The sequence below is a fragment of the Streptomyces sp. CB02261 genome, assembly GCF_001905665.1.
Taxonomy (GTDB): domain Bacteria; phylum Actinomycetota; class Actinomycetes; order Streptomycetales; family Streptomycetaceae; genus Streptomyces.
This window is the reverse complement of record NZ_LIVX01000002.1, coordinates 218,732-231,460: the sequence shown is the minus strand read 5'-3', so window position 1 is coordinate 231,460 and position 12,729 is coordinate 218,732. Positions and strand designations below refer to the sequence as shown.

11 protein-coding genes are annotated in these 12,729 nt (G+C 72.5%); all 11 read right to left on the bottom strand.

The genetic code is table 11. The features are described 5' to 3' along the window. Window positions 1-311: 311 nt before the first annotated feature. Window positions 312-812, bottom strand: coding sequence for a GNAT family N-acetyltransferase (locus AMK29_RS06510; protein WP_073808862.1), 501 nt, complete (start codon window positions 810-812; stop codon window positions 312-314). 87 nt (window positions 813-899) lie between these two features. Next, a complete protein-coding gene (gene mctP / locus AMK29_RS06505) occupies window positions 900-2,525 on the bottom strand; it encodes a monocarboxylate uptake permease MctP (protein WP_073808859.1) in 1,626 nt (541 codons plus the stop codon). Further along, window positions 2,522-2,785, bottom strand: a complete 264-nt coding sequence (locus AMK29_RS06500; RefSeq protein ID WP_073810655.1) for a DUF3311 domain-containing protein — start codon at window positions 2,783-2,785, stop codon at window positions 2,522-2,524. The genes mctP and AMK29_RS06500 overlap by 4 nt, the downstream gene beginning before the upstream one ends. A gap of 143 nt (window positions 2,786-2,928) precedes the next feature. Further along, on the bottom strand, window positions 2,929-3,912 hold the full coding sequence (locus AMK29_RS06495) for a helix-turn-helix domain-containing protein (protein WP_073808856.1): 984 nt from the start codon (window positions 3,910-3,912) through the stop codon (window positions 2,929-2,931). A 100-nt stretch (window positions 3,913-4,012) separates the two neighbouring features. Further along, a complete protein-coding gene (locus tag AMK29_RS06490) occupies window positions 4,013-6,076 on the bottom strand; it encodes an MMPL family transporter (protein WP_073808853.1) in 2,064 nt (687 codons plus the stop codon). Next, a complete protein-coding gene (locus tag AMK29_RS06485; protein WP_073808850.1) occupies window positions 6,066-7,031 on the bottom strand; it encodes an aldo/keto reductase in 966 nt (321 codons plus the stop codon). Before AMK29_RS06485 ends, AMK29_RS06490 begins: the two co-directional genes overlap by 11 nt. A gap of 17 nt (window positions 7,032-7,048) precedes the next feature. Then, a complete protein-coding gene (locus tag AMK29_RS06480) occupies window positions 7,049-8,020 on the bottom strand; it encodes an endonuclease/exonuclease/phosphatase family protein (protein ID WP_073808847.1) in 972 nt (323 codons plus the stop codon). A 4-nt stretch (window positions 8,021-8,024) separates the two neighbouring features. Next, entirely contained in the window at window positions 8,025-9,152 is a 1,128-nt protein-coding gene (locus tag AMK29_RS06475; protein WP_073808844.1) for an endonuclease/exonuclease/phosphatase family protein, read from the bottom strand. Then, on the bottom strand, window positions 9,145-10,218 hold the full coding sequence (locus tag AMK29_RS06470) for a glycosyltransferase family 2 protein (RefSeq protein ID WP_073808841.1): 1,074 nt from the start codon (window positions 10,216-10,218) through the stop codon (window positions 9,145-9,147). Before AMK29_RS06470 ends, AMK29_RS06475 begins: the two co-directional genes overlap by 8 nt. A 12-nt stretch (window positions 10,219-10,230) precedes the next feature. After that, complete coding sequence (locus AMK29_RS06465) at window positions 10,231-11,298, bottom strand: NAD-dependent epimerase/dehydratase family protein (protein WP_073808838.1); 1,068 nt, start codon at window positions 11,296-11,298, stop codon at window positions 10,231-10,233. Continuing rightward, window positions 11,292-12,722: an aspartate aminotransferase family protein gene (locus AMK29_RS06460; protein WP_073808835.1), complete on the bottom strand. Its 1,431-nt coding sequence runs from the start codon at window positions 12,720-12,722 to the stop codon at window positions 11,292-11,294. The genes AMK29_RS06465 and AMK29_RS06460 overlap by 7 nt, the downstream gene beginning before the upstream one ends. Window positions 12,723-12,729: the final 7 nt, after the last annotated feature.

The following is a 12,729-nucleotide window of genomic DNA, read 5'->3' as shown; positions in this document are numbered from 1 at the left end:
TCTCCCTCGCTCGGCTCGGGGCCGCGGCGGGGGAAGGCGGGCACGCGGGCGTCCGTAACGCCGGACGCGACGCTTCCACCGGCCCACTCCGCGAGGCCCGGACGTCAGTGGCACCCGGAACGGACGGACCGGGTGCGCTGCGGCAGGTTGTCGGACTCACCTCGTACGAATGGGTCGTATCCGTAGGAGGCACACCGTTGCGGGACAGTTCCGGATTCGCGCCGGATTCCCCTGCGTCGACAGCGAGCACGAGCATACATGTGGGGGGCGCCGCTCATGGCACCCCCCACATGTTGTGTCGTCGTCCGGCTTCAGAACTCCAGGGCGTAGGTGCGCAGCAGCAGGCCGGGGGTCGGCTCCCAGTCCCGGTGCGGGGTGCGGACGAAGCCGAGGCGCTCGTAGATCCGGTGCGCCGAGACCATCTTCGCGTCCGTGGAGAGCACCAGCCGCGCGCACCCCGGCAGGGCCCTCGCGCGCTCGATGCAGGCCCGTACGAGGGCTTCTCCGACGCCCCGGCCGCGGGCCTCCCGGGAGACGGCGAGCATGCGGAACTCGGCCTCGCCCTCGACCGCGATGTCCGCCCAGGGGGTGCCGCCGGTGGCGAAGGTCACCCCGCCGAGGAGCCGTCCCTCGGCGTCGTCGGCGACCAGCACCTCGCTCTCGCGGGCCCGCCGCGCGGTGTCGCGCAGCACGTCCAGGTAGAAGTCCTCGGCCCCGAACTGCAGCAGCCCGTCGTTCAGATAGGTGCTCGCGGTCAGTTCTCCGAGCGCCTCGTACTCCTCGGGCCGTACCGCCCTGATCGTGAAGTCCATGAGGGAAGTGTGCCTGCCGGGGGGACGCGGGAGGGCCCGGGATCCCTCGCGGAGATCCCGGGCCCTCGTGCGCGGTCGTGCGTCGGGTCAGTGCGTGTCGGCGCCGAGCTTCGGGAGCTCGGTCTGCACGCCGGGGTCACCGGCGTCCGCCGTGTAGTCGGACGGGGAGGTTTCGTCGATGCCCTCGGGGGCCTTGACGGCCTTGAGGACGAAGGTGAGGACGACGGTGACGAGGAGGTTGAGGACGAAGGCGGTGAGGCCGATGTAGCCGATCTCGCCGATGCCCGGGATCTCGGCGGAGGAGCCGCCGAAGTGCTTCTGGGTGGGGCTGGCGACGCCGTACGCGGCGACCGTGCCGTAGAGCATGCCGACGGCCCAGCCGGCGAGCAGTGCCCAGCGGTGGAACCAGCGGGTGAAGAGGCCGCCGACGAGGGCGGGGAAGGTCTGCAGGATCCAGATGCCGCCGAGCAGCTGGAAGTTGATCGCGACGGTCTTGTCCATGGTGAGGACGAAGGCGAGCGCACCGACCTTCACCAGGAGCGAGACGATCTTGGAGACCTTGGTCTCCTGCGCCGGGGTCGCGTCCTTCTTGATGAAGTCCTTGTAGATGTTCCTCGTGAAGAGGTTGGCCGCGGCGATCGACATGATCGCCGCCGGGACGAGCGCGCCGATGCCGATCGCGGCGAACGCGACGCCCGCGAACCAGTCCGGGAACATCGTCTCGAACAGCTGCGGGATGGCCAGCTGCCCGTTCTTCACCTGGATCCCGGCGGCGATCGCCATGAAGCCGAGCAGCGCGAGCAGGCCCAGCATCAGCGAGTACAGCGGCAGGATCGTGGTGTTGCGGCGGATGACCTCACGGCTCCGGGACGACAGGGTCGCCGTGATGGAGTGCGGGTACATGAACAGCGCGAGCGCCGAGCCGAGCGCGAGCGTCGCGTACGTCCACTGGCCGGCCTCACCGGGGACGAGCGCACCGCGCGGCTTGTCCGTCGCCGGGTTGGTCTGCGCGTACGCCTCGCCGGCCTTGGCGAAGATCTCGTCGAAGCCGCCCAGCTTGATCGGGATGTAGATGATCGCCACCGCGATGACGATGTAGATCAGGGTGTCCTTGACGAAGGCGATGAGCGCGGGGGCGCGCAGACCCGAGGAGTACGTGTACGCCGCGAGGACACCGAAGGCGATGAGCAGCGGCAGGTCCTTGATGAACCAGTGGGTGTTCTCGCCGCCGCCGACGCCCATCACGTCCAGGACGGCCTGGATGCCGACGAGCTGGAGCGCGATGTACGGCATCGTGGCGAGGATGCCGGTGACCGCGACCGCGAGGGAGAGGCCCTTGGAGCCGAAGCGGCCGCGCACGAAGTCCGAGGTGGTGACGTAGCCGTGCTTGTGCGAGACGGACCAGAGGCGCGGCAGGAAGGTGAAGATCAGCGGGTACACCAGGATCGTGTACGGCACGGCGAAGAAGCCGGCCGCGCCCGCCGCGTAGATGGCCGCCGGGACGGCGACGAAGGTGTAGGCGGTGTAGAGGTCGCCGCCGAGGAGGAACCAGGTCACCCAGGTGCCGAACGACCGGCCGCCCAGGCCCCACTCGTCGAGGCTGTTCTCGTTCTCGGCCTTGCGCCAGCGCGAGGCGAGGAAGCCCATGACCGTGACGGCCAGGAAGAAGAAGATGAAGACGGCGAGTGCGACGCCGTTCACGCCGTCCTTCATCGCGCGTCACCACCCTTGCGGGAGCGCTGGTCGATCTGCCACAGCTTGTAGGCGACCATGGTGAGCGCGGTGGAGATCAGCACCCAGAGCATCTGGTACCAGTAGAAGAACGGGATGCCGGCGAAGAGCGGTTCGGTCTTCGCGTAGGAGCTCACCCAGAGCATCGCCACGAACGGGGCGAACAGGCAGAGGCCGATCACCACCCGCATGGGTGTGATGGTGGGTTGTTTCCCTTGTGTCGCATCTGGCGCGTCTGACATGGCGATTCCCGTCCCCTCGCTGATCACCTCGGTAATGGTGGGGAAATCTAGGGGACGTCTCAGCTCCATGGAACCCCTGTCCGCATAACGGAAGTGATTCGTCATGACCCGAGTGATGTGTCGTGCGGTCCCCGGACGCGCTGTCAGAGCCAGCCCTCCTTGGCGGCCCGCACTCCCGCCTCGAAACGGCTGCGGGCGCCGAGACGGCTCATCAGCTCCGAGCTCATCCGGCGCACGGTCCGCAGGGAGATCCCGAGCCGCCGGGCCGCGATGTCGTCCGTGCAGCCGATGCCGAGCAGCATGAGCAACTCGCGCTCCTGCGGGGTGAGGTCGTGCTCGTCCCGGCGGGGGGTCTCGCCGAAGGGGGTGCCGGTGTCCCACAGGCGGTCGAAGAGCACCACGAGCGCGTGGACGAGTCCGGGGCTGCGGACCTCCAGGGCGCCCGCGCGCCCGTCCTCCGGGTCGACCGGGACGAGCGCGGCCTCGCGGTCGACGATCACCATGAGCATCGGGACCACGGGTACGGTCCGCGCCTCGCCGCCGAGGTCGCAGTACCAGCGGACGTACTCGACGGTCGGCGGGTCGTTGCGGAAGCTCTCCTGGTAGATCGACCGGATCTTCACCCCGCGTTCCAGGGCGAGTTGGTCGAGCGGCTGGCTCGCGTCCATGGTGTCGGGGAGCTGTGCCCCGCCCGGGAGGAGCGAGAGGCACTCGGTGCGGGCGTTCGCGGCCAGGTCCTCGAGTCGTTCGCGGACGTCGTCGAGGCCGGTGATGCGGTCCACGAGGTCGTGCCGGACGCCCGGCTCGGGGTGGTCGGCGTACGAGGCGAGGATGCCCGCCACGGCCCGGCCGGCCTGCTCGACCTGGCGCTTGCGCTTGCTCAGTTCGGCCTCGGCGCGGGACAGCAGGAAGGAGAAGCCGACGTCCGGGTTGAAGGGCTCGACCTCGCCCGAGGAGTCGTCCATCAGGACGAGCTTGAGGTCCGCGAGGCAGGCGAGCGCCTCGCGGACCTCTGGTTCGGGGCGGCCGAGGTGGGCCGCCATCTCCGTCACGTCGTACTCGGGTCGCTCCAGGAGCAGGCGGTAGACGGCCTCCGTCGACTCCTTTATGCCGAGCGCCTCCAACATGCGTTATCTCCCCCGTCGTCCCCGTCGTCACGTTCCGTCGCGCGATCGATCGCGTTGGTGATCGCGGTCGTCGATGCTAAGCGGGAGGGGCTCTCTAGGTCTAGACCAATCGGGGTGAACTCCGGAGTACGGCGACCGGTCCGGACGGCGGTACGGCCAGCCGCCGGCCGGCCAGCGCGTCCAGCGTCGCCGCCATCGCGAACCCCGAGACCAGCAAAGCCAGTTCGACCTGCGGGCCGAGCCCGACGGCGAGGACCGCGAGCGCGCCGGCACCCGCCGCCACCGGACCCGCCCACGACGGACCACCAGACGCCGAGGCGACCGCGCGCTCCAGCGAGACGCAGAAGGCGAACACGCCCACCACCAGCGGGACCCAGCCCGTCACCGCGCCGGTGCCGGCCGGACCCCACTGCCACAGGACGGTCAGCGCGCCCGCGGACGCGGCGGCGGCGAGCAGGCCGCCCGCCACGGCGCGGGCGGCGGCGCCCGCCGCCGTGAAGGCCGCGAGCACGCCGAACCCGGCCAGGGCCGCCGCCGGGACCGCGTACGGGAGGAGCCCGTACACCCCGTCCACGAGGTCACGGTCCACCACCCCCGAACCGCCCACGAGCACGGGGGCGTCGGTGCCGTCGTGACCCGCGCCGTCGTGCCCCGCGCGTGCCCGAGTGCTGTCGTGTTTCGCGCCGTCGAGGCCCGCGCCGTCGTGCCCCGCGTCCGACCCGGTGTCGTCCGGCCCCACGAGGGCCGAGCGCAGGGCCGTCACCGTCGCGGCGCCCGCCGCCGTCATCGGTTCCTCCTCCGGTACGACCACGACCAGGGCCGACCCGGCGCGCCGCCAGTCGGGGGCCGTCGGCGCCGCCGCCAGCAGTACTCCCGGCACCCGGGCCGCCCGCGCGGCCACGGCCCGCGCGTCCACGCCCCCGGGTACCAGGACCTCCAGGGGGTTCAGCGCCCCCGTCGGCACCCCGGCCGCCGTGAGCCGGTCCAGACCGTCCCGGGCGGGGCCGCTCGCCACCAGGGCACGGGCCTCCGGATTGCCCACCCGCAGCTGGGTGGCCGCCCCGGCGAGCACGACGAGGAGCGCCAGACCGAGCGCCGCCGGGACGCCCCTCGGCCGCCACCCGACCCGTACCGCCGCCGGGACGCCCCTAGGCCGCCACCCGACCCGTACCGCCGCCGGTCGCGTCGTCCCGCTCCGGCGCAGGGCCGACCGCAGCACCGGCGTCAGGGTCAGGGACGCCGCCGTGCCCACCGCGCACACCGCGAGCCCCGCGATCCCGACCGAGCGCAGGAACGCCGCCGGGAAGAGCGCGAGGGCCGCACAGGCCGCCGCGCCCGCCGCGCCGCCCGCCACCCCGGACCGGGCGGCCGGACCCGGCGGCTGCGCCCAGCGGTGCACCGCGAGCACCAGCGCCGTGACCGGCACCAGGTAGACCACGATGAAGCTGATCTCGGTGAACCCGGCCACCGCCTCCACCAGGACCAGCGCCCCCACCGACGTCACCCCGGCGAGCAGCAGCGGGGCCAGGGCGCCCACCGGCGAGCGGAACGCCAGGACCAGCAGCACGAGCAGCCCGAGCGCGCAGGCCGCCTTCGCCGCCAGGGCGAGGGGCCCCGGCCCCGCCACCGCGCTGTCGTGCGTGAGCGGAAGGACACCCGTCACGTCGACCCGGGCCTCGGGGAGGGCCGACCGCAGCCCGGCCCGCAGGGTGCCCGCCGCCTCCTCGACGGCCGTCAGCCCCGCCAGGTCCGGCCTCCCGGCCCCCGGGTACACCAGCGCGTACACGGTCCGGCCGTCCGCGCCGAGGAAGCCCTCGTCGCCCGTGCCCGCGTACGAGACCGTCCGCGCGCCCGGGCCCGCCACCCGCCCGACGGCGGACGCGAACCGCCCGGCCGTGCCCGGGTCCCGTACGTCCGCCGCCGCCGGCCAGGTCGCGACGGCGACCAGCGGGGCGACGGCCGCCCCGTTCCCGTACCGCTCCTGGACCGCCTGGTTCGCGCGGTGCCCCGGCCCGCCGGACGCGGTGAACGACTGGTCGAGCCTGCCGAGGCCCGCCACCGCCGCCGCACCGCCGAGCAGCAGCACCAGCGACCACACCACCACCATGGCCACCCGGTGCCGCAGCGCGAACTCCTCGACCGCGCGGAACCGTTCAGTCGACATCGTCGAGCCGCTTCCTCAAGTCCGCGTCGAGCCGCAGCCCCACCGCGCCGAGCGCCTCGTCCAGCTGCGCCGGCGAACTCGCCCCGATCACCGGCAGGACCGGCAGCGCACCGCCCAGGGCCCAGGCCAGGACCACCTGGTTCGCGGTCACCCCGAGCTCCGCCGCGACCTCCGCGAGCACCTTCAGCCGCCGCTCCGACCCCGCGTGCCGGTACTGCTCCGGCACCTCCTTGCCCGGATCGGTGTAGGCGCCCGTCAGCTGGGTCGTGTACGCCGTGAACGTCAGCTCCGGCCGCGTCCCCAGATAGTCGAGCAGCTCCTCGGAGGCGTGCGGGTTCACCCCGAAGTCCGCGCCGGGACGCGGCCGCAGATAGGTGTACCGCTGCTGCACGGCCGCGTAGTCCGGCACCCCGGCGGCGACCGCCGCGCCCCGGGACTCCTCGATCCGCCAGGCGGCGAAGTTGGAGCAGCCGGCCCGGCCTATCTTCCCCGCGTCCTCCAGCTCGCCGAAGGCCCCCATCGTCTCCGCGACCGGGGTCGCCCGGTCGTCGATGTGCGCGTAGTAGAGATCGATCCGGTCCGTGCCCAGGTTCCGCAGGCTCTCCTCCACCTGACGCCGCAGCACCGGGGCCGAGAGGCCCTCCGCGCACTCCGGCCAGGCCGAGCCCGGCGGGTCCGGCAGCGCCCCGACCTTGGTGGCGATCACCATCTCGTCCCGGACGCCCCGGCTGCGCAGCCAGCGGCCGATGAGCAGCTCGCTCTCGGCGCCGGTCGCGCCCGGCTCCCAGAAGGCGTACGTGTTGGCGGTGTCGATGAACGTGCCGCCGGCCTCGTGGAAGCGGTCGAGGACGGCGAAGGCGGCGGCCTCGTCGATCCGGGTGCCGAACGGCAGGGTGCCCAGGCACAGGGTGCTCACGCGGGGGCCCTCGGGGCCGCCCAGGTGGGTGTACTCCATCGGTTCTTCCCTCTCTCTCATAGGTGGGGGGTGGTGACGGTCAGCTCCTGGACCAGGTGGTCCGAGAGGCCCTCCGCGTCCCGGAAGCGGTAGGTGCCGACCCGGGCGCCGCCGCCGGTGAACGCCCAGTCGATCCGCCACAGCCGCAGCCGTGCGCGGGCGTTCCAGCTGGCGGGGAGGACCGAGCGGCAGGCGCCGATCGCGTCGCGCAGCGACCCGGGCATCCGGCGGATGTCCCCGATGGCCGCGCTGGTGTTGAAGTCGCCGGTCACCAGGACCGGGTGCGGGTTGCCCCGCAGGTCGGCGACGAGCGCCGCGTACTCCCGGTCGCGGGCGGCGGCCCGGCGCCGCATGTCCCGCAGGAAGGCGGGACGCAGCGGGTTCATCACGGTCAGCTGGACCGGGATGTGCACGTTGTACGTGGACAGGACCCCGTCGCCGATCCGCAGGTCCACCCGGAGCGAGCAGGCGCCGACGGGTACCGGCGGGGCGGCGGGCGGGAACCGGGACAGCGTCACGGAGTTGTTGCCGACGGCCAGGTGGTGGCCGGGGAACGCGGCCCGCAGCCGCTCCTCGTCGTCGATGTCCCAGACCTCGCCGCCCTCGAAGCCGTTCAGGTACTCCTGGAGCACGTAGACGTCGGCCGCGAGCGCGCGCAGGAAGCCGTAGAAGCGGTCCGGGTCGCCGCCCTGGTTCCAGTGCTGGGTGTTCCAGGAGACGAGCCGCAGCCCCGCCGCGGTCTCCGAACGGCGGCTCAGCGCCCGCAGGTTGACGCCGTTCTGCGACCAGCCCGCGAGGAGACAGCCCAGGGCGAGAGCCGCGGCCCACCCGCCGCCGGTGACTGCGGCGGCGGCGAGCAGGACCAGCGGGACGGCGGCGAAGGTCACCGGCGGCAGCAGGGAGACCGCGAGCCAGGGCCACCACCGCCCGTTGAGCGCGAGGTGCAGGGCGAGGAACACCGCCCAGACCAGGGCGCAGTACAACACCACGCCGTCACCCGTTCCCCGGCAGGGACACCCACAGGTCCTGCACCGCGTGGTCGGAGAGTCTCTCCGGCTCACCGAACGCGTACCGCTCGGCCCTCGCCCCGTTCCCGGTGAACGCCCAGTCGGTCCGCCAGAAGGGCTTCCAGCCGCCCTCCTCCCAGCTCGTGGGGTACGGGTCGGTGCTCACGTCCGCCGCGTCGTCGAGGCGCTCCCGCAGCGGGTCGAGGTCGGACATCGCGGCCGTCGCGTTGAAGTCCCCGGCCACCACCACCGGGTTGCGGTTGGCCGCCAGGTCGGCCTCCAGCCCCGCGTACTGGGCCCGGCGCGGGGCGAACCGCTCCCGCATGTGGCGGTAGAAGGCGGCGGAGAGGAGCCCGTCCGGCATGCTGTTCCACACCGGCATGTGCACGTTGTAGAACGAGACCGTCCGGCCTCTGACCAGCACGTCCGTCCGCAGCACCTTGTTCTCCCGGTACTCCGCCGCCCAGTCGGCGCCGGGCGGAAGGTCCCCGGCCGGGCCGACGGCCGGCTGCCGCAGGATCGGGAACCGGGAGAGCGTCACCAGCTCGCCCCTGACCGCCACCTGGTGACCGGGGAACTCCCGGCGCAGCCGCGCCAGGTCGTCGATGGGCAGCCGGCCCTTCCGGTCGGCGGTCACGTGCTGGTACTCGTGCAGCAGGTACACGTCCGCGTCCTTCGATCTCAGGAAGGCGTAGAAGTGGTCCTGCGTGCCGAGGAGCTGGTTCCACGAGTTCGTGTTCCAGGCGAAGACCCGCACGGAGTCAGGACCTGGCCTCGGCTCCGCCCGCCACAGCGCCGCCGGGTCGACGCCCGACTGGCCGAAGCCCACGGCCAGCGCGAGCACGGCGGCCGCCAGGCTCCGCCACCGGGCGGCGCCCCGGGCGAGCGGGGCGAGGGCCGCGAGCAGCAGCGGGACGATGACGAAGGCGGCCGGCGGGACGATGCCCACCAGGTGCCCCGGCCAGATCCGGCCGTCCGCCGCCCACTCCACGAGGAGCACGACGAGCCAGGCGAGGGCCGCGCCGAGGACGAGGCGGTCGCGCCGCCGCCGGGGAGGGGCGGGAGCGGTCGGCGCGGTCTCGCGTACGGGCTCCCGGGCGAGCGTGTCAGCCACGGGAGGCCCCCGCGGCCACCCCGGCCGTCGCCGCCGGAAGGTCCGGCCGGGGCTGCGGGTCGTACAGGTGCCGGAACCGCTTCGAGCACAGCCACTGCACGCCCGCGACCCCGATCGCCGCGCACACCGTCAGGTTCACCAGGAAGTTGACGGCCACGAAGTACCCGAGGAACACCCGCCCCCGGTGCCGCCGCACCACCCGGTACATGTCCAGATCGCCCCACACGCCGAGGCCGAACAGGGCGAGCGGCAGCAGCGCCCACCAGGCCCCCCAGAGCAGCGGCGCGGCGAGCGCGGCCACCGTCAGCGGCGCGGCGAGGCTCGCCCCCGCGCGCGGGCCGGTGACGAAGCCGCCCTGGAGCGCCCGGCGGCTCAGGATGAGCGGCACGGCGAGCCGGGCACGGGCGAAGACCTTGTCGAGGACGATCCGTACGGTGTCGTCGTGGTCGTGCCGGCCGAGGACCTCCAGGGAGCTGAGGACCGTGTAGCGCTCCGAGATGCGGCGGCCGTAGTCCTGGTCCTCGGTGTGCCGCAGGATCGGGTTGAACGGGCCGACCTCGTCGAAGACCTGCCGGGGGATCGCCAGGATCGCCGTGTGGACGGTGTCGATGACTCCCTCGGACCTCAGCAGCAGGTAGTACTGCTGGAGCGAGCGGTACTCCTCGATCAGGCTGTCCCGGATCAGCGGCTCCGGCTCGTAGGTGCCGCAGATCGCCCCGTACCCCTGTCCGGAGCCGAGCAGTTCGACCGACTTCGCGACGGCGTCCGGGTGCATGGCCACGTCGGAGTCGAGGAAGACCAGGATCTCGCCCGAGGAGAGGGCGGCGCCGAGGTTGCGGGCGACCGCGACCCCGCTGTTGACGCCGGTGGACACCACCCGGGCGCCGGCCGCCGCGGCGATCGCGGCGGAGTCGTCGGTGGAGCAGTCGTCGACGACGAGGACCTCGATGTTCGGGTACGTCTGGGCGAGGGCGGCCTCGACGCACAGGCCGATGGAGCGGCCGTAGTTGTAGTTGGGGACGATGACGGAGACCAGGGGGTGGTCGCCGGCGGTGGTGGGGGACATGGTGGGTGGCTCCTAGAAGAGGACCTTGGCGAGGGAGAGGGCTCCCTGCCGCCACGGTTCGACACTGGTGACGCCCTCGCTCTTCTTCGCGGGGCGGGCGCCGGCGGGGAGCGCGGCGGCGGCCCGCCGCTGCTCGCGCCACCAGGCGAAGGTGCGCAGGATCGCGTCCTGGTTGGAGTGCTTCGGCCGGAAGCCGAGGACGTCCCGGGCCTTGTCGGTGGAGACGAAGCTGTCGTCGAGCAGCTTGTGGAGCAGCCGTCCGTACACCGGGGAGAGCCCGCTGCGCTGGAGCAGGCTGAGGGCGGCGAGGGCCGGTCTGGCGGGCAGCGAGCGGACGCGCTTGCCGTGCCCGGCGGCGTCCAGGACGGCCTGGAAGTCCTCGCGGATCGTGCCGAACGAGGTGGCCCCGAGGTTGAACGTGTCGTCGGCGCGCTCGGCCGGCGCGTCCATCGCGGTCACCACCGCGTCCACCAGGTCGTCCACGTCGAACATCTGGATGCGGACGTCGCCGCGGCCCAGGACGGGGAAGTTCCGTCCCTCCTCGGCCCATTCGAAGAGCATCGCGAACAGGCCCATCCGGCCCGGCCCGAGGAAGGTCTTGGGCCGCAGGATCGGCACGCACGTCCCCCGGCCCCGGAAGCGCTCGGCGACCTCCTCGGCCTCCGCCTTCGCGGCGCTGTACGTGTCGACGGGCTCCCTGGGGTACTCCTCCGGGGTGGGCACCGTCTTCGGCAGGCCGTAGACGGCGGTCGAGGAGATGTGGACGACCCGGGGCACGGCGTTCGCCTCGGCGGCCGTCAGGACCGCCTCCGTACCGCCGACGATCACCGAACGGATGGTGTCGGCGGGGTAGCTGGGCAGGGCCGCCGCGCAGTGCACCACCACGTCCGTGTCCGCCGTGACCCGCTTCATCGCGACGGCGTCCCGGATGTCCGAGACGGTGTGGGTCAGGTTCTCGTGCTCCGTGCGCGGGGCCCGCAGGTCCACGCAGTGCACCTGCCGGCCGTCGCCGAGGAGCCGGTCGATCAGCGTCGAACCGAGCATGCCGGCGCCGCCGGTCACCACGATGCGCTCTACCACAGCGACGACACCTTCTCCTTGACGAAACGGGTGAGCAGCCGGGGCAGGCCCTGGGCCAGGGTCTTGTCGAGGGCGTCCAGGAAGAACTCGACCTCGTGCGGCTCGGCGACCAGCGAGGGGGCGACCATCAGCGGGTTGTCGCCGTTGAGCGTGTAGTACGCGTAGATCCCGTGGTCGCGGTAGAGGGCGTTGACCACCGACGAGGTGATGAGCTTGGTGCGGAACCGCGGGTCCTTCGTCATCGCGCCCGGCACCAGCTTCGTCACCAGCTCCAGGACCTTCGGGCCCTTGTGCAGGAAGACCCCGTGCAGCGCGCCGTGGCCACGGACCTCGGCCACCACGTCCGGGTACTCCTTGGCGATCCGCGCGAGGCCGGGCGCGAGGATCCGCTCGATGTCCCGGGCGCGGGCCGGATAGTCGTCCTCGACGGCCACGTTGACCGCCTCGATGGCGGTGACCGCCTCCTCGCCGAAGCCGTAGTAGGTGGTCGACGTCGACTGGAGCAGGGCGTCCGTGAGGTTGTCGTACGCCTTGCGGAACACGGGCTCACGGGCGACGAACGCGGAGATGGAGGACTTGCCGCCGCCGAAGGACTTCGAGGTGGTGAGGATGTCGGGGACCAGGCCCTCGTACCGCATGAAGTGGAAGAGGGTGCCGGTCTTGCCCCAGCCGGTGTAGATCTCGTCGAAGAGCAGCACGATGTCCTCGGCCGTGCACAGCTCCCGCAGCCCGCGCAGGAACTCCTCCGAGCACTCGTTCATCGTGGACGCCGACAGCGGTTCGATGAGGATCGCGTACACGTCCGACCCGCCCGAGGCGGTGCGGTGCGCGGCGACCAGCTTCCGGACCGAGTCCAGGTCCCCGTACCGGAAGATCTCCACCCCCGGGATGCCGGGGAACTGGAAGGTGGACTGGTTCTGGCCGGTGAGGCTGCCCGAGCCGAGGAGCTTGCCGTGGAAGGAGATGTCGGCCCGCAGCACCCGGGAGCGCCGGCCGCCGTGGTACTTGTACGCCAGCTTGACCGCGCCCTCGACCGCCTCCGCACCGGAGTTGGGGAAGAACGACATGCTCAGGTCGCCGGGCAGCAGCTCCGCGAGGTTGTGGCCGAGGGCCGCGATGTACGGCGAGAAGTAGGTCTTGTGGACCTCCATGCTCCTGCGCTCCTGGAAGCGCTGCCGGGCGGCCAGGATCCGGGGGTGGTTGTGGCCGTGGTTGAGGACCCCGACACCGCCGGTGAAGTCGAGCACGCGCCGGCCGTCGCGCTGGGTGATCCAGACGCCCTCGGCGCTCGCGACGAGCTCCTGGCCGAAGCCGAACGAGGTCATCAGGGAGACCTGGCTCCTGTTGACGTGGTCCTTGTACAGGCCGTGGACATGCTTGGTCGTCAGCGACTCGCAGTCGTCGACGGAGTACAGCGGGGGCATGGGGGCG

Excerpts from the sequence above, each read along its gene's own strand:
- AMK29_RS06510 (WP_073808862.1), bottom strand. The coding sequence starts at position 812 with ATGGACTTCACGATCAGGGCGGTACGGCCCGAGGAGTACGAGGCGCTC.
- mctP (WP_073808859.1), bottom strand. The coding sequence starts at position 2,525 with ATGAAGGACGGCGTGAACGGCGTCGCACTCGCCGTCTTCATCTTCTTC.
- AMK29_RS06500 (WP_073810655.1), bottom strand. The coding sequence starts at position 2,785 with ATGTCAGACGCGCCAGATGCGACACAAGGGAAACAACCCACCATCACA.
- AMK29_RS06495 (WP_073808856.1), bottom strand. The coding sequence starts at position 3,912 with ATGTTGGAGGCGCTCGGCATAAAGGAGTCGACGGAGGCCGTCTACCGC.
- AMK29_RS06490 (WP_073808853.1), bottom strand. The coding sequence starts at position 6,076 with ATGTCGACTGAACGGTTCCGCGCGGTCGAGGAGTTCGCGCTGCGGCAC.
- AMK29_RS06485 (WP_073808850.1), bottom strand. The coding sequence starts at position 7,031 with ATGGAGTACACCCACCTGGGCGGCCCCGAGGGCCCCCGCGTGAGCACC.
- AMK29_RS06470 (WP_073808841.1), bottom strand. The coding sequence starts at position 10,218 with ATGTCCCCCACCACCGCCGGCGACCACCCCCTGGTCTCCGTCATCGTC.
- AMK29_RS06460 (WP_073808835.1), bottom strand. The coding sequence starts at position 12,722 with ATGCCCCCGCTGTACTCCGTCGACGACTGCGAGTCGCTGACGACCAAG.